The 21,956-nt window shown below is 62.0% G+C and carries 21 protein-coding genes; 16 read left to right on the forward strand and 5 right to left on the reverse strand.

From position 1 onward, the window contains the following. Positions 1-6: 6 nt before the first annotated feature. Positions 7-1,560, reverse strand: coding sequence for a bifunctional aminoglycoside phosphotransferase/ATP-binding protein (locus tag QA637_RS24265; protein WP_283065195.1), 1,554 nt, complete (start codon positions 1,558-1,560; stop codon positions 7-9). Between the two features lie 249 nt (positions 1,561-1,809). Between QA637_RS24265 and QA637_RS24270 the strand changes: the two genes are divergently transcribed. From QA637_RS24270 to QA637_RS24290, 5 genes are all read left to right on the forward strand, one after another. After that, positions 1,810-2,643 (forward strand): universal stress protein, encoded by an 834-nt coding sequence (locus tag QA637_RS24270; RefSeq protein WP_153437439.1) that lies wholly within the window; start codon positions 1,810-1,812, stop codon positions 2,641-2,643. A 182-nt stretch (positions 2,644-2,825) separates the two neighbouring features. Beyond that, complete coding sequence (locus tag QA637_RS24275; protein WP_283065198.1) at positions 2,826-3,245, forward strand: DUF3775 domain-containing protein; 420 nt, start codon at positions 2,826-2,828, stop codon at positions 3,243-3,245. Positions 3,246-3,415: 170 nt separating this feature from the next. Next, positions 3,416-3,916 (forward strand): DUF4405 domain-containing protein, encoded by a 501-nt coding sequence (locus QA637_RS24280; RefSeq protein WP_283065200.1) that lies wholly within the window; start codon positions 3,416-3,418, stop codon positions 3,914-3,916. A 137-nt stretch (positions 3,917-4,053) separates the two neighbouring features. Next, positions 4,054-4,764, forward strand: coding sequence for a YoaK family protein (locus QA637_RS24285; RefSeq protein WP_283065202.1), 711 nt, complete (start codon positions 4,054-4,056; stop codon positions 4,762-4,764). Beyond that, entirely contained in the window at positions 4,761-5,171 is a 411-nt protein-coding gene (locus QA637_RS24290; protein WP_153437435.1) for a DUF1622 domain-containing protein, read from the forward strand. The genes QA637_RS24285 and QA637_RS24290 overlap by 4 nt, the downstream gene beginning before the upstream one ends. A gap of 113 nt (positions 5,172-5,284) precedes the next feature. Here the strand turns inward: QA637_RS24290 and minE are convergent, their stop codons facing one another. Genes minE through minC form a run of 3 tightly spaced genes read right to left on the reverse strand, consistent with a single transcriptional unit; the run spans position 5,285 to position 7,145 of the window. Next, positions 5,285-5,548, reverse strand: coding sequence for a cell division topological specificity factor MinE (gene minE / locus QA637_RS24295; protein ID WP_136505140.1), 264 nt, complete (start codon positions 5,546-5,548; stop codon positions 5,285-5,287). Beyond that, complete coding sequence (minD, locus tag QA637_RS24300; RefSeq protein ID WP_153437434.1) at positions 5,545-6,360, reverse strand: septum site-determining protein MinD; 816 nt, start codon at positions 6,358-6,360, stop codon at positions 5,545-5,547. The genes minE and minD overlap by 4 nt, the downstream gene beginning before the upstream one ends. Before the next feature lie 32 nt (positions 6,361-6,392). Further along, positions 6,393-7,145 carry a septum site-determining protein MinC gene (gene minC, locus QA637_RS24305; protein WP_153437433.1) on the reverse strand — a complete coding sequence of 251 codons (753 nt, stop codon included), beginning with the start codon at positions 7,143-7,145 and terminating at the stop codon, positions 6,393-6,395. Positions 7,146-7,611: 466 nt separating this feature from the next. Here minC and QA637_RS24310 point away from each other — a divergent pair, with 466 nt between their 5' ends. From QA637_RS24310 to QA637_RS24320, 3 genes are read left to right on the forward strand one after another with little or no spacing between them, the layout of a single operon-like run. Beyond that, on the forward strand, positions 7,612-8,994 hold the full coding sequence (locus tag QA637_RS24310; protein WP_153437432.1) for an acetyl-CoA C-acetyltransferase: 1,383 nt from the start codon (positions 7,612-7,614) through the stop codon (positions 8,992-8,994). After that, positions 8,994-11,114, forward strand: a complete 2,121-nt coding sequence (locus QA637_RS24315) for a 3-hydroxyacyl-CoA dehydrogenase NAD-binding domain-containing protein (protein ID WP_153437431.1) — start codon at positions 8,994-8,996, stop codon at positions 11,112-11,114. The genes QA637_RS24310 and QA637_RS24315 overlap by 1 nt, the downstream gene beginning before the upstream one ends. Then, positions 11,111-12,985, forward strand: coding sequence for an acetyl-CoA hydrolase/transferase C-terminal domain-containing protein (locus QA637_RS24320; RefSeq protein ID WP_283065212.1), 1,875 nt, complete (start codon positions 11,111-11,113; stop codon positions 12,983-12,985). The genes QA637_RS24315 and QA637_RS24320 overlap by 4 nt, the downstream gene beginning before the upstream one ends. A 36-nt stretch (positions 12,986-13,021) precedes the next feature. On the opposite strand, the gene QA637_RS24325 is transcribed toward QA637_RS24320, so the two are convergent. Next, positions 13,022-15,307, reverse strand: coding sequence for an acyl-CoA dehydrogenase (locus QA637_RS24325; protein WP_283065214.1), 2,286 nt, complete (start codon positions 15,305-15,307; stop codon positions 13,022-13,024). Between the two features lie 598 nt (positions 15,308-15,905). On the opposite strand from QA637_RS24325, the gene QA637_RS24330 reads away from it, so the two are divergent. The 8 genes from QA637_RS24330 (at position 15,906) to QA637_RS24365 (ending at position 21,955) form a co-directional block, all read left to right on the forward strand. Beyond that, positions 15,906-16,079 carry a DUF1328 domain-containing protein gene (locus tag QA637_RS24330; protein WP_153437428.1) on the forward strand — a complete coding sequence of 58 codons (174 nt, stop codon included), beginning with the start codon at positions 15,906-15,908 and terminating at the stop codon, positions 16,077-16,079. 192 nt (positions 16,080-16,271) lie between these two features. Beyond that, positions 16,272-16,883: a c-type cytochrome gene (locus QA637_RS24335; RefSeq protein WP_153437427.1), complete on the forward strand. Its 612-nt coding sequence runs from the start codon at positions 16,272-16,274 to the stop codon at positions 16,881-16,883. Beyond that, on the forward strand, positions 16,880-17,866 hold the full coding sequence (gene coxB / locus QA637_RS24340; protein ID WP_283065216.1) for a cytochrome c oxidase subunit II: 987 nt from the start codon (positions 16,880-16,882) through the stop codon (positions 17,864-17,866). The genes QA637_RS24335 and coxB overlap by 4 nt, the downstream gene beginning before the upstream one ends. 26 nt (positions 17,867-17,892) lie before the next feature. After that, positions 17,893-19,776, forward strand: a complete 1,884-nt coding sequence (gene ctaD, locus QA637_RS24345; RefSeq protein ID WP_283067329.1) for a cytochrome c oxidase subunit I — start codon at positions 17,893-17,895, stop codon at positions 19,774-19,776. After that, entirely contained in the window at positions 19,773-20,375 is a 603-nt protein-coding gene (locus QA637_RS24350; protein ID WP_153437424.1) for a cytochrome c oxidase subunit 3, read from the forward strand. The genes ctaD and QA637_RS24350 overlap by 4 nt, the downstream gene beginning before the upstream one ends. After that, positions 20,372-20,683: a hypothetical protein gene (locus tag QA637_RS24355; protein ID WP_153437423.1), complete on the forward strand. Its 312-nt coding sequence runs from the start codon at positions 20,372-20,374 to the stop codon at positions 20,681-20,683. The genes QA637_RS24350 and QA637_RS24355 overlap by 4 nt, the downstream gene beginning before the upstream one ends. After that, entirely contained in the window at positions 20,671-21,567 is an 897-nt protein-coding gene (locus QA637_RS24360) for a cytochrome c oxidase assembly protein (protein ID WP_283065219.1), read from the forward strand. The genes QA637_RS24355 and QA637_RS24360 overlap by 13 nt, the downstream gene beginning before the upstream one ends. Continuing rightward, positions 21,542-21,955 (forward strand): c-type cytochrome, encoded by a 414-nt coding sequence (locus tag QA637_RS24365; protein WP_283065221.1) that lies wholly within the window; start codon positions 21,542-21,544, stop codon positions 21,953-21,955. Before QA637_RS24360 ends, QA637_RS24365 begins: the two co-directional genes overlap by 26 nt. Position 21,956 lies beyond the last annotated feature (1 nt).

The following is a 21,956-nucleotide window of genomic DNA, read 5'->3' on the forward strand; positions in this document are numbered from 1 at the left end:
TCACTTCTAAGACGTAGGTTGCGCCGGCGCTCGTGCGACTTCTTGTTGAAGGTTCCTGATCTCCGAGGCAATTTGCTCGGCGCTGCGCGCGGCATCGGTCCGCCTCCAGCCCCTCTCGCCGCAGTCGCGAGCCAGTTGGCCGGACAGAACATCGAGGTTCGCATCCGAAGGCCCGCCCCTCCGGGCGGCAACGCGGTCACGCAAAAGCGCCGGTTCGGCGTCCAGCCACACAGCAGTAAACGGGACACTGAGCTCACCCGCAAGCTTTTCAATCAGGTTGCGATTGTCCGCCTTGTCAAACACCGCATCGACGATCACGCTGCCTCCCGCGGCCAGGAGCGAGCGGGCCCGCTCTGCCATTTCGCGATAGACCTTTTCCGAAATCTCCGGACGGTAGGCCGAGGGCGGCAGTCTTGTTTCGGCCGAAACGCCATACATGCCCTTTCTGATGCGATCGCTTTCGACAATCCTTGCACCCGGGGCGGCACCCACCTGCGGGGCCAATGTCTCGGCTACCGTCGTCTTCCCGGACCCGCTGAATCCACCGATGGCGATCAGTTGCGCCGGCACGGGTTCGATAAGCGAGCCCGCCAGGTCGAAATAGGATCGCGCTTCGGCAACGAGTTTCGCCGAAGCTTCCCCGCTTTCTTCGACCTGCGTCGCCGTAACGTGCGCCCTGACGGCCGCGCGAATTGCCATCAGATACGGCAGAAGCACGAAACCATCCTCGTCGTCCGAGTGGTCCAGGTAACGATTCACGACCAGGTTTGCGAGATCCGGAAAACCCCGGCGCCAAAGATCCATCAGGAGAAAGGCAAGGTCATAAAGCGTGTCGACCGTGGCGATCTGATCGTTAAACTCGATGCAATCGAACAGGCGCGGCACACCCTCGAACAGGCAGATGTTACGCAGGTGCAGATCGCCATGGCAGCGCCTGACCTTTCCTGCCGCCTCGCGCCGGTCGAGCAGTGCCGCATGGCGCGCGAGGCCTTTCTCGAATGCGAGCGCGAAGGTCGCGAGTTCGTCCTGTTGAAAGACCCGGCTCGTTGCAAATCCCGCGGCATTGATACGGAGAACTCCGGCGATATTTGCAGCGCCTCCCCCATCATGAACGACCGGCGCCGCGCGGTGAAAGCGTGCGATCATCTCCGCAGCCACGGTGATGAGCTCGCGGGTCAACCTGCCGTCGACGGCCATTCGGTCGAAGAGCGATTGCTGATCGAAGCGCGCCATTTCAACAACCGCGTCGACCAATTCCCCATCGCCGTCAAACGCCAGAGCGCCCTCCTTCTCGCGGGTAATGCGCCGAATACCGAGATAGAGTCCCGGCGCCGTCGCGGAGTTGAGCTCCATCTCCTTCCGGCAGGCCTCAAGCCGGAGGCTTGCCGTCGAGAAATCGACATAGGGCAGCTTGACCGCGCGCTTCATTTTGAAAGCGCGCTTGCCGACGAGGAAGATGCGGGAAATATGCGTCTCCATCGTTTCGATCGGCTCGGTGGTGCCATGAGAAGCGGGGGCGCTGAGAAAAGCGACCGCCGCGATCTGGTCTTCCGCTATCACGCATGCCTCCTGTTTCTCTCCGGCTGTCCCATGGAACGCCGTTTGGGGATCGCGCTCATTGACACCGATCAACCACGGCAGCCGACTATTGGAGGAAACTCACAGCCGCCAGGAGCGTTTCACAAAGAGGCTGGGGCCGCACCGCCAGAGCGTCTGCGGATGAGGCTTGATGTAGCTCAATGCAGGATGTGGTCACTCGCCCAGGCTGACAACCGGTAAGCGCAACCAACTCGTCAAGGGAGAACGCTGATGCCCTTCAAGACCATTCTCACTGTCACCGGGGAAGGCAGTTCAGATAGCGATCTGCAAGCGGCCGCCAGTCTCTGCGGCCAAGTGGGCGCTCATCTTTCCGTCCTGGTCGTCGCCATGGCTCCGCCACCGCCGATCGGCGAGTATGCGACCGTTTCCACCATATGGCTGGAACAACGCGACCGCGATCGTGAGGAGCTCGAAGCAACTGTAAGCCATGCTCGCGAAATAATTTCTCGCACCAAGGTGTCTTTCGATATCAGCGGCGTCTACGCAGAAGCCGGGACGGCAGATCGGGACATCGGCGAACGCGCGCTCTACGCCGATCTGGTCCTGATCGGACCAAGCGTTCTGGACCAACCGGACCTGAAGCGGCAGGTAATCAACGGCAGTCTCTTTGAGGCGATGCGACCGATCCTGCTCGTCCCGGCAGGCAACAAGCCCAATCTTCGGCCGAAGACGGTCCTGCTTGCCTGGGATTCGCGCACGGAAGCTGCACATGCGGCGCGCGAGGCTCTCGACCTCATGGCGGCGGCGACGGTCGTCCACGTCACGCTGGTCGATCCCCAGGCTGTTTCCGGAAAGAACGGCGAGGAACCCGGCGCCGATGTCGCCGCCTATCTTGCTCGTCACGGCATCAACGTAACGGTTGACCAGCTGCCGAGCGCAGGCCGTTCTGTCGCAAGCGTGCTGCAGCAGCGTGCCGTCGATATTTCCGCCGACATGATCGTCATGGGGGCGTACGGGCATTCGCGGGTGCGCGAGCTGATCTTCGGCGGGGTCACGAAAACGATGCTCGACGAGGCCGCCATCCCCATCTTGATGGCGCGTTGAGCCGACCATCGCCGGGCGCATTGCTGCGGATCGAGGCCGAACGGAAAACGGCAACACGCGCCACGATCGGAAAGGATCTGTTAAAGTTGCCGATATCGAACACCAAACGATACTTCTCGGATGGAGCATCGGCCCCTCCGGACGGAGATCGCTACAGACGACGCCAGTTGGAGGTTACACCAATGAGCGAAGCTTGGGACCTATCGATTTCACCCGAAAAAGTCTGCTATCTAATAGTCAAGGCCCGCGAATTCGACGTCAAGGATGCCGTGACGGAACCCGACCCGGCATCCAACGCATCCGACGACAACATGGCCTCGGTGCTCGAGGATCAACCGGACGATCCCGTCGAGGCTGAGCTTGCCAGCGCGATTTGGGCACTCAACGAAGACGAGCAGATCGATCTCGTCGCATTGACCTGGCTCGGCCGCGGCGACGGCAGGCTGGAAGACTGGGAGGATATTCGTGCTCAGGCTGCCGAGTCCCACAACACCCGAACTGCCGCCTATCTGCTCGGCATACCATTGCTGGCGGACTACCTGGAAGAGGCAATGGCGCAATTCGGCGAGTCCTGCCAGGACTACGAAACAGGGCGCCTCTGACGTTCCTGTGCGCACAGACGAATTGCGAATGCGTCTGCCTGCGGCGGGCCGGCACCCCGCGCCCAAAATCGGGAAAGCGGTTGATTTACGTCAATAATTACAAGCATTTAACTGGGCGTCGTGGCATGAGCGGGCTATTGTCGCAGGGAAACAGAAATCAGAGGTGCACCGTGAAAGTCATCCTGCAGCGATATGCGACGCCGTTCATCACAGGTCTATTCCTCGTTTCGCTCATTTCCGGGATCGCGCTGTTCTTCCATGTCGGCAACGGCGTCCTCAACGAGATGCATGAGTGGCTGAGCCTCGTGCTGGTCCTTCCTTTCGCGCTCCATGTCTGGAAGAACTGGCGGTCGATGACGCATTACCTCGGGCGCCTTCCGATGACGCTCGCGCTGCTGGTCTCGGCAGGAGCGGCCGTTGCCATGGCATGGCCGAGCGGCGAGCGTCGCAGCGGCGGGCCCCCGCAGATCGCCTTCAGCAGGCAGATCATCGCCCATACCGCGAGCGAGATCGCACCGCTTCTGGGTCAGACGAGCGAAAGCCTGATCGCAACACTCAAGGCGCGCGGGTTCGCGGCCGCGGCACCCGATATGGCTTTGATCGAGATTGCCACCAAATCGGGCAAGAACGAATTCCAGCTGGTGCGGGCCCTTTTGCCAAGCCAACCATGACACACAGGCCAGCCACACAGGCAAGAGAGCACAACTTTATTCTACAAGCCTGCAATACAAACACATGGTAGCGTTCCCCATAGCGCCGATTGATAGTTGCTGCGCGCTTCGTTCGTCAGGCAAGGGGAGAGCACAAAATGGAACCATCGCCACCGGGCCAATATGACCCGCTGCCGCTCGTCCTTATTGTCCTTTCGGCCGTAACCGGTCTTGTCGATGCGGTCAGTGTGCTCGGGCTCGGCCAGGTTTTTGTTGCCAACATGACCGGCAACACGGTCTTCCTGGGCTTTGCTATCGGCGGGGCCCCCGGCTTCGATGTCGCGCGTAACCTGACGGCGTTGATCGCCTTTTTTGTCGGCGCATGGGCCGGCGGGCTCATTGCCGTACGCCATGCAACGGCGAGTCGCCGTCGCTGCCTTCTGACCGTTGCAACGGGCGAGGCTCTGCTCTTCTGGATCTCCGCCTTCCTCGCGATCGGATTTGACACCGACGCGTTGGCGCCCACCCGAATTCTTTACCTGCTTATCATCCTTACCGCCATTGCCATGGGGCTGCGAAATGCGACAGTCCGCGCGCTCAAGGTGCCGGATCTCACCACGACGGTTCTTACACTCACCATCACTGGCCTTGCCGCGGATTCATCGCTTGCCGGCGGCAGCAACAGGAACTGGCAGCGCCGTGTTGCGGCCGTGCTTGCCCTGCTGATCGGCGCAGTCTTGGGCGCGGCCCTGCTACGCTGGAGCGGCTTGACATCGACACTGGTGCTGACCGGCGCCATCGTGCTCGGGGTGACGATCGCTTACGCCTTCCATCCTGCATCCCGCCAGACCGCGGGTGACGCTGCATGAACACCGCGATCGAACGAGGCGAGTTGGCGGGGTTGGTGGCACCGCTGATGGAGCCATTGGCAACCGTGCTGGAGGCCTTCGGCGTCGCCGTCATCATCATTGGCGTGCTCTTCGCCACCGTCCGTTATGTGCGAGACCTGGCCGCGGGTCTCGGTGATGCCGCTTATGATCGCTACCGCGCCAACCTGGGGCGCGGGATCCTGCTTGGTCTCGAACTTCTCATCGGCGCAGATATCATCGCGACCATCACGTCGCCCCTCACCTGGGAGAGTGTCGGCTTGCTGGGGCTGATCGTGCTGATACGAACCTTCTTGAGTTTTTCGCTCGAGGCGGAGATCGAAGGCGAATGGCCTTGGCAAAGGCAGCGGCGCAACAGGGCAGCGGGTCCGAACGACCAGACCGGTTGAGCCGGTGCGCTCAACAGTTCTTGACATGGCGGGAAAACCGCCGCGACGGGACGGGCATCTCGGCCGCTCCGTTGTGGCCGGCCGAGACTATCGGGGCGAGCAGCCTTTCTCTATCAGGCTGCGCGCACACTGGCGTCGAGCGGGATCTCGATATCGACCTCCAGTGTCGAGACCTGTTCGCCGCGGTCCATCTTCACATTTACCTTGTCGCGGTCGACCTGAACGTGTTTGGCAATGACCGCGAGGATTTCCTCCCGCAGTTGCGCGACGAGATCCGAGTGACCGACCGAGGCTCGCTCGTGTGCGAGCAAGACCTGGAGGCGTTCGCGCGCTGTCGGCGCGGACGTCTGCTTGGTGAAGAAGCTGAAAATACTCATGCTGCCCTCCGTCCGAATATCTTGCCGAACAGGCCGCGCTTTTCGCCGGGAATGGTCATCGATACCGTTTCGCCAGCGAGGCGGCGGGCGGCGTCGAGATAGGCGAGCGCCGGTGCGCTGCGGCTGTCGGCGAGTGTGACCGGCGCGCCGAGGTTCGAGGCGCGCAGAACATCCGTGCTCTCCGGCACGATGCCGAGCAGCGGGATCGACAGGATCTCGAGCACGTCGTCGACCTTCAGCATGTCGCCGCGTTCGGCGCGCGCGGGATCGTAGCGGGTGAGCAGGAGATGCTTCTCCACCCGCTCGCCGCGCTCGGCCCTTTCCGTCTTTGAGTCGAGAAGGCCGATGATGCGATCCGAGTCGCGGACCGACGAGACCTCCGGGTTGGTGACGATGACGGCAACGTCCGCATGGCGCATGGCGAGCGTGGCGCCGCGTTCGATCCCCGCCGGGCTGTCGCAGATGATCCAGTCGAAGTGCTTCTTCAGCTCGGCCATCACCTTTTCGACGCCCTCGGCGGTCAGGCTGTCCTTGTCGCGGGTCTGCGATGCCGGCAGCAGAAAGAGCGTCTCGAGCCGCTTGTCGCGGATCAGCGCCTGCGGCAGCTTGGCGTCGCCCTGTATGACATTGACCAGGTCGTAGACGACTCGCCGCTCGGCGCCCATGACCAGATCGAGATTGCGCAGGCCGACGTCAAAATCGACGACTACCGTCTTCTCGTTTCTCTGCGCCAATGCCGCACCGAGTGCGGCGGTAGACGTCGTCTTGCCGACGCCGCCCTTACCCGATGTAACCACGATTACTTTCGCCATCTTGCACTCCTGTTTCCCGGCCGGCAGCCGGCTCAATTAAGTCTCTCTGCCATGATTGAATCGCCCTCGAGCCAGAGCTGCACTGCCTGCCCGCGAAGGTGTGGCGCCATGTCGTCGGCGGTCTTGTAGACACCGTCGATTGCCAGCAATTCTGCTTCGAGCTTACGGCAGAAGATGCGCGCCGAGGCATTACCCACGGATCCCGCCAGCGCCCGTCCCCGCAGCGTTCCGTAGATGTGGACCGAACCGCCCGCGATGATTTCCGCGCCCGAGGCAACCGACCCGACGACGGTGACATCGCCTTCGGGAAAGATCACCGATTGCCCGGAACGGACGGGTTCCCTGATGATGATCGAAGGCATCGCCCTGACCACCTGCGGCTCGGCGCGAACGACGGGTTCTGCCGGCTTGCCCTGACCGGACTTCGCCGATTCGGCGGCCTGCTCGGCCGACGGAACCTCGAAATCCGGAGCGGGCCGGCCGCCCTTCATGGCCGGGGGCATGCCCGGCTCGAACAGTGACGGGCGCCCGCCTTCGATGCCCATGATGCGCACGTTGCGTTTCGCAAGCTCGGCGATCAGTGCTTTCAACTGCGCCCGATCGATCTCGATGTCTTCCACATCGAGGACGACCGGCCTGCCCAGGAAAAACCCCGCCGAGCGCGAGGCCAAGTCGTCGAGCCGGGTAAGCCATCCGTCGAGTGGCAGTTCCGGAGAAAGCACGAGCGCCAGGAAGGAGCGCCCCTTGATACGGATCGAGCGAGTATCTGTTAGCACTTTGGTCATCTACGTTAATTTTTGGTTGCCAAGATTTACGTGAATCGCGGTTAACAAATGGTTAACCCGGGCACCCTGCATGAAGCTGGAGAGCCGGATTTGACGACAGAAAAAGCGCTTCTGAAGACGCCACCGCCCACCTGAAGCGAACGGTGATCTTTGCCGGTGTTGCAGCAATTCCGGCGTGGAGCACCTGATCAAGTCATGCCGGCGATCACCGGGCACTCTTTCATCCCGAAATTGGACACCGTTCGATTCGCCTGGGCATCGTCAACGAACACGCGGACGGAAGCTCCTGGTCGCATTTGGCGCCGCCACCATGCTGCCTTTCCAGTCTGAACCCGTGCCTGCGGAACCGATTACTGGCGTTGAACGTTTGATCTTCACGCGAATCCATGCGGCTGACGCGTGATCTTCTTATGCTTTCGAGGAGAACATCCGGTTCGACGTCCCGCCGCCTGTTGGGAGCTAAGCGATGGCTCAGCCGCCGAACTCCGCTGCAGCGACGAAGGCGCCTACTGCCGGGGTACCGGTCGCCGACGAATCGCGGTCCCCCAATCGGACCGCGGCGAGTTCTGGTCGTCCCGTCTACCTGGTGGATGGAGCGCGTACGCCTTTTCTCCGGGCGCGCCACAAGCCGGGACCGTTCACGCCTGTTGATCTTGCCGTGCAATGCGGACGGCCGCTTCTCCTCCGTCAGCCTTTCTCTCGGAATGAATTCGACGTCGTCATTCTCGGCTGCGTCAATGTGATCGCCGACGAGATGAACCCGGCGCGCGTGGCCGCCCTCAGGCTCGGCATGGGGGCGGCGATGACCGCCTTTACCGTCCAGATCAATTGCGGCTCGGGCATGCAGTCGATCGACATAGCCTTCCGCGCGATCGAAGCTGGCAGCGCCGATCTCATTCTCGCCGGCGGAACGGAGGCGCTGTCCCATGCACCACTGGTGCTCCGCCAGCACGCCGTCGAATGGTTCGGCGGCTTTACAACGGCGAAGACACCCTGGGAAAAAGCCACTGCCTTGGCGGGTTTGAGACCGGAGATGGCGAGGCCTGTGGTCGGCCTCGAACGCGGACTTACCGATCCGATCACTGATCTCAATATGGGCCAGACGGCAGAAGTAATCGGCCATCTGTTCGGCATCACGCGCGAAGCTGCTGACACCTACGCCCTGGAAAGCCATCAACGGCTGGAGCGCGCGCAGAATGAAGGCTTCCTCGCGGGAGAGGTCATCCCGGCGATCTCCCGAAACGGCATGCTTTACGATCACGATGACGGCGTGCGGCCGGACACGTCGATGGACAAGCTCGCGAAGTTGCAGGCGGTTTTCGAAAAGCCCTACGGCAACGTCACCGCCGGCAATTCCTCCCAGGTCACCGATGGCGCCTGCTGGGTTGTCCTCGCATCGGAAGACGCGATGAACAGGCACAAGCTCGCGCCGCTCGCCCGCATCGTCGACAGTGAATGGTCGGCCCTCGATCCCTCGATCATGGGGCTCGCCCCGACATTGTGTTCGACTGAAATCATGAAACGCAGAAAGCTTTCTCGCGACGACATCGATCTTTGGGAACTCAATGAAGCCTTCGCCGCGCAGGTTCTTGCCTGCCTCGCCGCATGGGAGAACGAGGAATATTGCCGCGACGTGCTCGGTCTCGACGGCATCTTCGGGCGCATCGAACGGGTCCGGCTCAATGTCGACGGAGGGGCGATCAGCCTCGGGCATCCGGTCGGCACGAGCGGAAACCGCCTCGTGCTTCATCTCGCCAACGCGATGCGCCGGCTCGGGGTGAAGCGCGGCATCGCCACCGAGTGCATCGGCGGTGGGCAAGGCGGCGCCATGCTTCTGGAGGTTGTGTAATGCCAACCGGGAAAACCTCCGTCTGGGAAACGCTCGCCCCACGAAACAGGGAGTTCGGGCCAGGAACCGTCCTGAAGGCTTTCACCCATTGGCGGCTGAGCAAGGGACCGGACGAAATCGCCTGGCTCGCGCTCGACAGGGCCAACGAAAGCGCGAACACGCTGTCGGAAGCAGTCATCGCCGAACTCGACACGGCGCTTGCCGAGGTTGAGGGCATGGGAGCCAAGGGTCTCGTCATCCGCTCGGCCAAGAAGGGCGGCTTCATCGCCGGCGCTGACATCCGCGACTTCAAAGGCGCGACCGAAGGGCGCGACGTGGAGAAGCGTATGCGGTGGGCGCACGGGCTCATCGACCGGCTGGCGGCGCTCGCGATACCGACCGTGGCGGTGATCCATGGCTATTGCCTCGGCGGCGGTCTGGAAATCGCACTCGCCTGCAAATACCGCATTGCTTTGAGTGACGCGAAACTGGGCTTTCCGGAGATAAGGCTCGGCCTGCATCCCGGACTCGGCGGGACGTTCCGGCTGACGGCGCTGATCGATCCCGTCGAGGCGATGACGATAATGCTGACGGGAAAGACCGTGCACGCGAAAAAAGCGAAGGCGCTCGGTCTCGTCGACGAGGTCATCGAGGAACGCCATGTCGAAAATGCCGTGCGCGCCGCCGTCGCGGGCGAGATGAGGACGGATCGCGGCAGCTGGAAATCGGGTCTGCTCGGCCTCGCGCCGGCGCGCCAGCTCGCCGCTCGCCAGTTTCGTGCCGAAGCCGAGAAACGAGCGCCGAGGCAGCACTATCCGGCGCCGTACCGTCTCATCGATCTCTGGGAGGAGCATGGCGGCGATGCCAAGGCAATGCAAACGGCCGAGATCACCTCATTCTCGGAACTGCTTGTCAGCGAGACGGCACAGAACCTCATGCGTGTCTTCTTCCTGCGCGAAAAGCTGAAGGACTCCGCCAAGCGCGAAAGCGGCATTCGGCACGTCCACGTCATCGGGGCGGGCACGATGGGTGGCGACATCGCTGCCTGGTGCGCGGCGCGAGGGTTGCGTGTCACGCTCGCCGACCTCGACCACGAGATCATCGCCAAGGCGATCGGCCGCGCCGCTGAGTTCTACGACAAGAAGCTTCATTCGAGCATCGAACGCCGCGACGCCCTCGACCGTCTGATCCCCGATTTCGAGGGGGCGGGCGTCGCCAAGGCGGATCTGGTCATCGAGGCAGTCGTCGAGAAGGCGGACGTCAAACGCAAGGTGTTTGACGGGATCGCGCCGAAAATGAAGGAGGACGCCATCCTCGCCACCAACACGTCGAGCATTCCGCTCGAGGTGCTGCGCGAGGGGCTGGCCTTTCCGGACCGACTTGTCGGCCTGCATTTCTTCAACCCGGTCGCCAAGATGGAGCTCGTCGAGGTTGTTGCTCACGACCAGGCGAGCCAGGCGACGCTCGATAGGGTGCACGGCTTCTGCGGCGCGATCGACCGGCTGCCCGCCGCCGTGAAGAGCGCGCCCGGCTTCCTCGTCAACCGTGCTCTGACGCCGTATCTCACCGAGGCTTTCGTCATGATCGACGAGGGAACACCAAAGGAGACCATCGACAGGGCGGCGGAGGATTTCGGAATGCCGATGGGGCCGATAGAGCTCGCCGACCGCGTCGGGCTCGACATCGGCCTCGACGTCGTCCGGATGCTCAAGAACAATCTCGACGATCCCATTCCCGAGATTCCGGCCTGGCTGGAAAAGAAGGTTGAAACCGGCGAGACCGGCCGAAAAGCGGGCAAGGGACTCTATGCTTACGACGACAAGGGCAAGCCGAAAAGGGCTTCCGGAGCATCGCCACCCGGTCCGGAGATGACGGACCGCCTCCTTCTGCCCATGCTCAACGCCTGTGTGCGCTGCCTGCGCGAGGGCATCGTCGAGGATGAAGAGACGCTCGACGGCGCGATGATCTTCGCGACCGGTTTCGCGCCGTTCCGCGGCGGGCCGATGCACTATGCCCGCAGCCGCGGCGCGGCGGACATCGTCGAGACGCTGAAGCGGCTCGAAGAGCGGCACGGCTCCCGGTTTGCGCCCGACAAGGGTTGGGAGGCATTGGGCTGGGAGGCATTGAGCGGACAAACGTGACGGGCAAGCCAGACCAGCATCAACAGGCCGAAAGCATCGCCGACCGCATCATCGAGCGCCTTGACGGGCGCATCGTTCTCGGGCTTCCACTCGGACTTGGCAAAGCCAATCTCGTCGCCAACGCTTTGTTCGACCGGGCCGTCAAGGACAGGGCGATCGATCTTGAGATACTCACGGCGCTGACGCTGGAAAAACCTTCCTGGTCGAGCGACATGGAACGCCGCTTCGTCGAGCCACTGGTTGAACGGCTATATTCGGGCTGCCCGGACATCGCATACGCCAAGGCGCTGCGCGAAGGCGAATTGCCGGAAAACATCCGTGTCAGCGAGTTCTTTTTCGTCGCCGGTCGCTGGCTCGCGGTCGAGATCGCCCAGCAGAACTACATCTCGGCCAACTACACCCATGTCGGCCGCTACCTCATCGACCGCGGCATCAACGTGCTCGCGCAACTTGTGGCAAAGCGCGGCAACGGCGTGGACGCCGAGTACAGCCTGTCCTGCAATACCGACATCACGCTCGATGTCCTGCCGAAGATAAGGGCGCGGCGGGAATCTTTTCTGCTGGTAGGCGAAGTCAGCTCGCAATTGCCCTTCATGCCGGGCGAGGCGGCGCTGCCGGCCGGCGAATTCGATTTCATTCTCGACGGACCCGATTGCGATCGGCCGCTCTTCGTCGTGCCGAGGGCGCCGGTATCGATGGCCGACCACGCCATCGGCATCCATGCGGCAAGCCTGGTGAAGGATGGCGGAACGCTGCAGATCGGCATCGGCTCGCTCGGCGACGCGCTGACGTCGGGTCTGATCATGCGGCAGCGGCGGCCCGAGCTCTTCGCCGACGCGCTGCATCGCCTCTCTCCGGAGAGCGCGGTTGCAAAGCGGGAGACCGGAGCCTTCGAGACGGGCCTCTACGCCGCCAGCGAAATGTTCGTCGACGGCTTCATGGACCTCTACCGGGAAGGCATCCTCAGGCGTCGTGCCTCGGACGGGGCAATCCTGCATTCCGGCTTCTTTGTCGGCAGCGACGCGTTCCACCGGTTTCTGCGCGGCCTGCCGGAGGAGGAACGGGCGCTTTTCCGGATGCGGGGCATTTCCTTCGTCAATGAACTCTACGGTGAGGAGGATCAAAAACGCGCCGATCGGGTGAACGCGCGTTTCGTCAACAATGCGATGATGGTGACGCTCATGGGAGCAACCGTTTCGGATGCGCTCGCGGACGGCCGCGTCGTCTCGGGCGTCGGCGGGCAGTACAATTTCGCCGCCCAGGCCTTCGCGCTCGAAAGCGGGCGCTCCATCATCACGCTCAATGCTGCACGCCAGGCGCACGGCCGCCGTGAATCGCGCCTTGTCTGGTCCTACGGCCACGTGACCTTGCCGCGGCACCTGCGCGACATGGTCGTCACCGAATACGGCGTTGCCGATCTCTACGGCAAATCCGACCGCGACTGCATCGCCGCCATGCTGGCAATCGCCGATTCGGCCTTCCAGGACGAACTGCTCGACACGGCGAAATCCGCCGGCAAGATCGAAAAGGATTTTACCATCCCGTCGGACTGCAGCCGCAATACGCCGGCGCGCATAGCCGAAGCGCTTCTCCCGCTGCGCAAGCAAGGCTGGTGCGCCCCATTTCCGTTCGGCACGGAGTTCATCGAGGAGGAGCAGCGCCTGGTTCCGGCGTTGCGGCATCTGAAGCATATAAGTGCCTCCAGACGATTGCTCGCGCGCGCGGTCCTCGCGTCGTTGGCCGAAGACCGGCCCGACCATGAGGAGCGCGCGGCACTCGAAAGAATGCAGCTCGCGGCCCCGACGACCCTGCGCGAAAAGTTCTATGCAAAGCTGCTTCTCTGGGCGCTCAGGCGCGGTCAAGATCCTTGATGGCCTGAGGCAGGCGCAGGTCCAATATGCCGCGTCTCACTGCGTGGCATCGGAGCGCGCCGAGCGCTCGTCACGGGTCGTCTTCTTTCGTCGATGCTGCGTTGCAATCGGCGATATCTCTTCCATGGGAAATGCGTCGACTGCAATCACACGGTCCACCGCCGCCTTGGCTTCGGTGAGTTGCGCGAATTCAGCTTCGCTGATGACACCCTTGTCGCGGGCCGCTTCGAGGTCACGGACATGCATATCGCGCATCCTCTTTTCGAGGGGTGCCACCGCGATCACGTGCCTGAGAGCCCGCTCGAGATCCTTCAGCGGATGCTCCGCGTGTCCTTCCCCGAGGTAGATGTCTGGCGTCAGCCGGTCGCGCTGCGGCGAATCCTTCATCAGTGTTTCGGCCACCGCGCTCGTCAGTTCGTCGGACGGCGTCGGAGCGGATACGCCAGCGGGGAAAGCGACAAGCCTCACAAGGAATGCCGCCCAGCGCGATGGCAGATTGTCGAGTACGCCGGCAAAGGCGGCCGCGATGCGGCCCTGCCCCTGGCGCATCAAATAATCGACGATAGGTCGGTCTTCCTCATGCCGACCCTCTGCCTCGAAACGCTTCAGAACAGCGCCGAGCAGGTAGAGTTCAGAAAGTATGTCACCGAGTCTGGCTGAGATCATTTCCTTGCGCTTGAGCGCGCCGCCCAACGTCAGCAGCGAGAGATCCGCAAGCAGCGCGAAGGCTGCGGCATGCCGCGAGAGCTGTTTCCAGTAGCCGGGCATCGCCGCCCCATCCGGGGCCGGACCGATGCGCCCGCCCGACCAGCCGCGGACGAAGGCGCGCCAAAGCGTAGCGAAAGCATGGCCGACATGGCGCCAGAGCATCTTGTCGAAGGTGTCCAGGCCCTTCTCCCCCTCCTGTTCGGATAGCGCCAGAATCTCCTTCAGCATGTAGGGATGGGAGCGCACCGCGCCCTGGCCGAAGATCATCAGGTTGCGCGTGAGAATATTGGCGCCCTCGACCGTGATTCCGATCGGCACCGACCTGTATTGGCTGGCGAGATAATTCCTCGGACCGTCGATGATCGCCTTGCCGCCGTGGATGTCCATCGCCTTCCCGACGGAATCGCGCATCCGCTCGGTGGCATGGAACTTCATGATGGCCGAGATCACCGACGGCCTGTGTCCCTCGTCGAGAGCGGCGATGGTGAGCCGTCGTGCGGCATCGATCTGGTAAATGTTTGCGGCAATATCGGCAAGCGGCTTCCGGATGCCCTCGAACATGCCGATCGGCACGTCGAACTGGGTCCTGACCCGCGCATAGGCGCCGCTGGAGCGTGCGCATATGGCCGCCGCCGCCGCCGATTGCGCCGGCAGCGAAATGCCGCGGCCAGCCGCGAGCGCCGTCATCAGCATCTTCCAGCCTTGTCCTATCTGCTTCTTGCCGCCCAAGATCAGGTCAAGCGGCAAGAACACGTCCTCGCCGTAAAGCGGACCGTTCTGGAAATGGGTGAATTGCGGAATGTGCCGCTCGCCATGCGTGACACCTGGCATCGACGTCGGCAACAACGCGACCGTGATGCCGAGTTTCTTGCCGCGGCCGAGGTGATTTTCAGGGTCGTACATCTTGAAGGCGATACCCGCCACGGTGGCGATCGGGCCGAGCGTGATGTAACGCTTGTGGAAGTTAAGCCTGACGCCCAGGACCTTTTCGCCCTCCCATTCGCCATACTCGACGACGCCGGTGTCGGTCATCGCTGCCGCGTCCGAGCCGGCGTCTGGCGAGGTCAGGGCAAAACAGGGAATCTCGCGCCCGTCGGCGAGCCTGGGCAGCCAGTAATCGCGCTGCTCGTCGGTGCCGAAATGCATCAGCAATTCGCTGGGGCCAAGCGAGTTCGGCACCATCACCGTCACACCGGCCACGACGCTGCAGGAGGAGACGGTACGGACGACCTCCGAATGCGCGGTGTTTGAAAAGCCGAGGCCGCCATATTTTTTCGGGATGATCATGCCGAAGAACTTCTTCCCGCGCAGGAAATCCCAGACCTCACGCGGCAGGTCACGTTGCTCCCAGTTTATTTTCCAGTCATCCACCATCGCACAAAGTTCGCGCACCGGCCCACGCATGAAGTCCTGCTCTTCTGCGGACAGTTTCGCTGGCGGCATGGCGAGAAGCTTTCGCCAGTCGGGATCGCCGGTGAAAAGCTCGCCATCCCACCACACCGTGCCCGCCTCAATTGCGTCCCGTTCGGTCTCAGAGATCGGCGGGATGATGCGCGAGGCCCATTTGAAGACTGGCCTGGTAATGGTGTCGCGTCGGAAAGTGCGCAGCCTCATGGGAAACCGCCTCCGTTCCTTATGCCATTCTAGCTGGAATGCCGCGCATCGCGATCAGTTCCAGCCTCCTCGTGCGAAGCATGGACGCACGATTGCGTTCCAGGAGCGCGAATGTTCCGGACGGAGTTGAGGGAAAATTCGCGCGCATCACCGGCGCGATGGCCTAGTAGGCCTACATGAAGCTCTGAGCATGAGCCCATGGCTGCATGCCTGCGTTCGGAGGCGCTTTCCTTCCTTAAATCAAACGGGAGCTTCGTCGGCCCGCCATCAAGTCTCGGGCCCGGGGGCATGAGCGTCACGTTCACTGCAGGGGATGGCGGAACTTTATTCCCATTTCGCGGTTGCGTTGTGCGCAAAACCTTAATCTTTCGAGGAGTGCGAGATGGCGACTAACCTCAAGGACGCAAAGACCGCAAAGACTTCAAAGGGCACGCATGGCGGAAATCGCGGAGGCGAACAGGGCAAGAAAGGCGACGCCAAGAGAAGTAGCCAGGCCGCGGGCAAGGATCCGAAGCGAGGTAAGTAACCGCTGATACGCGTCGGTGATTGCCGCGCCCCAGCTTCGAGCTGGTATTTTTGAAGAAGAGAAGGTGTTGCGATGCTAAAATGGGCTTTTATTTTCTTCGTCATCTCGTTGGTAACTGGCCTCCTCGGGTTCTCCGGCATTTCGTCAGCGACCGCAGGCATCGCCAAGATACTGTTTTACATCGCCGTGCTGATTTTCCTGGTGTTCCTTATTCTGGCGCTGATGGTTGGGGGCGCAGTCACCTAGGCCGCAAGCCGCATCCCGTTCGGCCGCAACCGGCCCCCGATGGGGACCGCGCCGCGTACATCCGGAAGCCGACGCGTTATAGGCCGGGCCATCGATGCCGGAGCGAGAACGCCCTTCTCACAGCTTGCCGGCATACTTCGGCCGGCCCATTGAGGTACCGTTGATCAGGGGCAGTGCTCTGGAGCTTCAATGATGCCAGGGAAGGTTCTTAATGGTAGCGTCGCGCAGCGGTTGGCCACTATCTTGTGCATTTTGTCGCTTGTTGGTCTCGCTGCTCTTATCGGCTTGGAACGTCAGCCGCGGCAATATCGGACAGACCCTCCGGTCGCAGCCGCTCTCAACCAGTTGCGCCTGATGCCTGCTGGCATCGGTGGTGCGCCTCCCGAAATCTATTTCGCGCTCGACAAGCCCTATGAAACGAGTGCCTATGACCTAAGCCAGGGCAAGCGGCTGTATTCCTGGTTCGGATGCCCTTCCTGCCACGGCGACGGTCGAGGTGGGGCGGGGCCGTCTTTGCTCGATGGATGGTGGTTATACGGACCCTCGCTGGTCGCGATAGCGTCCTCCATTCGAGACGGACGTCCGCGGGGAATGCCGGCCTTCCGCAGCAGGATGACGACAGACCAGATCTGGCAGCTTGCCGGCTATGTCAAGACGATCGGCGCCTATTCGGCTTCGCTGACCGCACCGAGCCGGAACGACGACAAGCACACCCGACCGGCGGAAAACCGGGCGCCGGCCGCCATTCTCTTCAATGAAGACCGCCCGGTGCTGCCCCGTTCCGAGCAAGGGCCGCCATCTTGAAAAGGACCTCGACTCTCCTCCTGCTCGCGTCACTGGCTTCGGGATGTAGCGGCGCCCAGTCGGCCCTGAATGCTGAAGGCCACGCGGCGATTGAGCTCAAGGCCTTGATAGTTGGGGTAATCTTCGTCTGCGCTGCCGTGTGGTTGCTGGTCATGATCGCTTTGGTCTTAGCGCTTGCGCGTCGGCGCGATCGAGACAGTGGCGCAATTTCCGAGCGCAAAGCAGCCGTCGCCGTTTCCGGCGCGGTCGGCGCAACAGTGCTCGTCATAGCCGGTTTGACGATCGCGAGCTTCTATACGACCCGCGCGCTCTCCGAGGCTACGACCCCGGAGCTGACGATCGACGTCACGGCCCAGCAATGGTGGTGGCAATTCACTTATGTCGGTTCAGATTCCGCGGGCGGCTTCGTGACGGCCAACGAGATCCACGTCCCGGTCGGGAAAGCCGTGCGGCTGCGGCTCAAGAGCAGCGACGTCATTCATTCCTTTTGGGTGCCGAGCCTTGCCGGCAAGCAGGACCTTATCCCCGGTCGCGAAAACACGCTGACGCTGCGGGCAGAAAGACCAGGCATCTATCGCGGCCAGTGCGCGGAGTTTTGCGGTCTGCAGCATAGCCACATGGCACTCTTCGTAATCGCGGAAGCGCAGGCGGATTACGAGCGCTGGGCCGAGAGACAACGCGGACTCGGTGCGGAACCAAGGGAGGCGGAGGCCGTTGCAGGCAAAGCCGTATTCATGGCCAAGCAATGCGCCGCATGCCATACGATACGCGGCACGAGGGCTTTGGGCACGACCGGGCCTGACCTTAGCCATGTCGGCAGCCGCCGCACCATTGCAGCAGGACTGCTCGAAAACACCCGCGGTTCGCTTGCCGCCTGGATCGCCGATCCCCAGACGTTGAAGCCCGGAAACAATATGCCGCTGGTTCCCCTTTCAAGCGACGAGCTACGACAGCTTGCCGCTTATATGGAGGGCCTCGAATGAGTGAGGACCGGAAGCAATCTCCGTTGATGGACGACGGATTGGACGACGCCGAGCTCGAGCGGCATCTGCGGCAGAGCTGGGAAACACCGCGCGGGATTTGGAATGCCCTTGCGACGGTGGACCACAAGATCATCGCTCGGCGTTACATAGTCACCGCATTCATCTTCCTCATCCTGGGAGGGCTGCTGGCGGTCGCGATGCGCATTCAGCTGGCACGGCCGGAAGCGCGTATTCTCGACCCTGACCGATACAACCAGATCTTCACCATGCACGGGAGCACCATGATGTTCCTGTTCGCAGTCCCGGTGATGGAGGCGATGGCCATCTACCTCGTGCCGCTCATGGTCGGCACCCGCAACATCGCTTTTCCTCGGCTGAATGCCTTTTCCTACTGGATCATATTGGCTGGCGGTCTGCTCCTTTGGATTTCCTTCGCTCTCGATGCCGCGCCAGACGTCGGCTGGTTCGCCTATGTGCCGCTTTCCGGCCCGGAATATGGTTCCGGAAAGCGCGCCGACATTTGGGCGCAGATGATCACTTTCACCGAGCTGTCGGCGCTTGCGGTTGCTGTGGAAATCGTCGTCACGGTGTTCAAGCAGCGCGCGCCCGGCATGTCGCTCGACCGCATACCCCTGCTGGTCTGGTCCATGCTCGTCATGGCGTTCATCGTCATCATGGCGATGCCGGCGATCATGTTTGCTAGTTCAACACTCATCCTCGATCGCCTGGTGGAAACGCAGTTCTACAATCCGGCCGCCGGCGGCGACGCCTTGCTCTGGCAGCACGTGTTCTGGTTTTTCGGCCATCCCGAGGTCTACATCATATTTCTTCCGGCCGCGGGTATGGTTTCGACGATCGTCGCCACTTTTTCCCGTCGGGCCATATTCGGCTATCTGCCTCTCGTGATGGCTTTCATCGCCACAGGTATCCTGGCCTTCGGTCTTTGGGTACATCACATGTTCGTCGTTGGCCTGCCGCGACTAGGCGAGAGTTTCTTCACGGCGTCGAGCATGGCGATCGCAGTGCCGGCGGGAATCCAGATTTTCTGCTGGTTGGCGACGCTGTGGCTCGGTCGGCCAGTATTTGCGACACCGCTGCTGTTCGTGATCGGCTTCATCGTCACCTTCGTGATCGGTGGCCTGACCGGAGTCATGGTCGCATCCGTGCCATTCGACACACAGGTTCATGATACATATTTCGTGGTTGCGCACTTCCACTATGTGCTCGTCGGTGGCGCGGTCTTTCCGTTGCTCGGGGCGATCTATTACTGGTTTCCAAAAATGACCGGTCGAATGATGAGCGAGCGGCTCGGACGATGGGCGTTCGGCCTGATTTTCGTGGGTTTCAACCTGACATTCTTCCCGATGCACATTCTCGGTCTTCTTGGTATGCCGCGTCGGGTCTACACCTACCAGCCGGACCTACCCTGGGGAGGATTGAACCTTTTCATCAGCCTGAGCGCGCTGCTCCTGGTTTCCGGCTTTCTCGTCTTCGTCATCGATGTTGTGCGCGCCTGGCGATCAGGCCCACAGGCCGGACCAAATCCCTGGAAGGCAGCGACGCTGGAGTGGGCGACCTCGTCACCGCCTCCGGCCTATAATTTTCGCAGGATCCCCGTTGTCGATGCCTCTGATCCTCTTTGGATGCATCCCGAGGAACTCGCTGTGACGGCAGGGCAACGGGTCGATCGCCGGGAACTCATTGTGAGCAGCGTGGTTGAAGCCTTGCCGGAAGCGCGGGAATCGTCGCCGCGCGACTCCATCTGGCCGTTCTGGGCGGCGATCGCCACTTCGATCATGCTGATCGGCTCGATTTTCACGCCGTGGGCGGTCGTCTGGGGGTCGATCCCGATTGCGGTGTGCCTGATCGGCTGGTTTTGGCCAAAGGGCACAGCGGAGGACATATCATGAAAGAGAGGGCGGTGCTGGACGTATCGAAACTGCCCCTGCATGGGCTGAGCACCGCCAGTCCCACCTGGTGGGGAACCTGTGCCTTCATGCTCATCGAGGGCAGCGGTTTCGCCCTGGCGATCGCAATCTACTTCTACTTGCTGAGCCTCGCCCCGAACTGGCCGATCGATGCGCCGCCGCCCGATCTTTTCCCCGGAACCATGCTCACGCTCCTCCTCCTGGCAAGCATCGTCCCAAATATCCTCGTTTCCCGCTGGGCGACGGCGAGGGCACTGGCGAAGGTCCGTATCGGGCTGATCGTGATGACGCTCCTCGAGGCGGCGCCGCTCGCACCCCGCATCTTCGAATTTCCTGCCATGCATGTCAGCTGGGATGAAAATGCCTATGGCTCGATCGTGTGGACATTGCTAGGACTGCATACCGCCCACGTCATCACAGACCTCATCGATACGCTTGTTCTCACCTGCCTGATGTTCACCCGATACGGCGACAACACGCGCCGCTACGGCGACGTCGAGGATAATTGCCTCTATTGGAACTTCGTGATCGTCACGTGGCTTCCCCTCTACGTCTGTCTCTATTGGGTGCCTCGGCTATGAGCACTGGGATCGCCAAATACGCCGGATTGCTCCTCGCGTGTGGCGCGTGGGCAATCAATACCCAGCTCGGTCAAATCCTGCCTTACGCCGATTGTGGCGCCGGCGTCTCCTGGTCGACTGTCGCCTCGTTCGTTGCTGTGGCCGTGGCACTCGCCGGAACCCTCGTCTCGCATGCCCGTTTTGGGCCAAGCGAACCTCGAGCAATTCTGTTCATCGCCAAGCTGAATGTCCTTGCCGGTCTCGCCTTCGCCTTTGCCCTTCTCTTGCAGGCAGCCGCCGCCATGCTGCTCGACCCATGCCTACGGTAATTGCAGCACTGGTGTTGTCCCTACTGGCGGGGCCAGCTGCCGCCCACGAAGCTGAGCCGCATGCCTCCGTGCTCGTCTGGAGCTTCGATCCATGGGTTGTAACGCCGATCGCCATCGTGGGACTGCTCTATGCAATTGGTTCCTTTCGGCTGTGGCTGCGCTCACGCACCAGCCACGGCGTAACTGGAAGGTCCGCCTTGATCTGGTGGGCTGGATGGCTGGTGCTTGCGGCGGCGTTGGTATCGCCCCTGCATTTCCTTGGGGAGCACCTTTTCGCCGTGCACATGATCGAACATGAACTCGTCATGGCGGTGTCTGCACCTCTCCTCGTTCTCTCGCGGCCGGTGGGCGTGCTGCTTTGGGGGTTGCCAAGAAGAATCCGGCGCCTGATCCGGCGAGGGATGAAGGAGAAATTTGTCCAGGTCGCATGGGATTGGCTCACCCGCGCAACGGTCGCCACCCTGCTGCATGGGGCCGCAATCTGGGTTTGGCATGCGCCCCTGCTGTTCGATGCAACACTGACCGATATCACCGTTCACCGGATGCAACATCTCAGTTTCTTCATGACGGCGCTGCTGTTCTGGTGGTCGATGCTGTGGTGGAGCGACCGAGGCGCTGCTGCCTGGCATCTTTTCCTCACCATGCTTCACACCAGCGCGCTGGGCGCCCTTGTCGCGCTTGCGCCACGTGTGGTCTATCCGGTCCAAACACAGACGGCGCCGGATTGGGGTCTGACGCAGCTTGAGGATCAGCAGCTCGCCGGCATGTTGATGTGGGTGCCGGGAGGTATCATTTATGGCAGCGCGGCGCTGGCGCTGTTGGCCCTATGGATCGCAAAGTCGAGTAGAGGAGAGCTCCATGCAGGCCGCTTCCACTCGCCGTAAAGCTTCGCTCCTACTGACAAGTATTGTCGTTGCGATGTCTCTGGTCATGGTTGGCGCCAATGTCTTGAAGGAGAGGCAGCAGCGGCGTTCCGTGGCGATGGCTATGACCCAGGGCGATCCATCGCAAGCACCTCCCATCTTTCGAAAATATGGCTGCGGTGGATGCCACGTCATTCCAGGCGTTGCCGGCGCCGATGGTAAGGTTGGCGGCCCCCTCGTCGATCTGCGCGAGCGCGTCTATCTTGCCGGCGTTGTCGAAAATACGTCGGAAAATCTCGTAAGCTGGATCGTCTCGCCGCAGCGTTTTTCACAGCATTCCGCCATGCCCGCTACGGGGATCACCGAGCCGGAGGCGAGGCATCTCGCGGCCTATCTATACGCGCAGTGAC

The organism is Sinorhizobium terangae (assembly GCF_029714365.1).
Taxonomy (GTDB): Bacteria; Pseudomonadota; Alphaproteobacteria; order Rhizobiales; family Rhizobiaceae; genus Sinorhizobium; species Sinorhizobium terangae.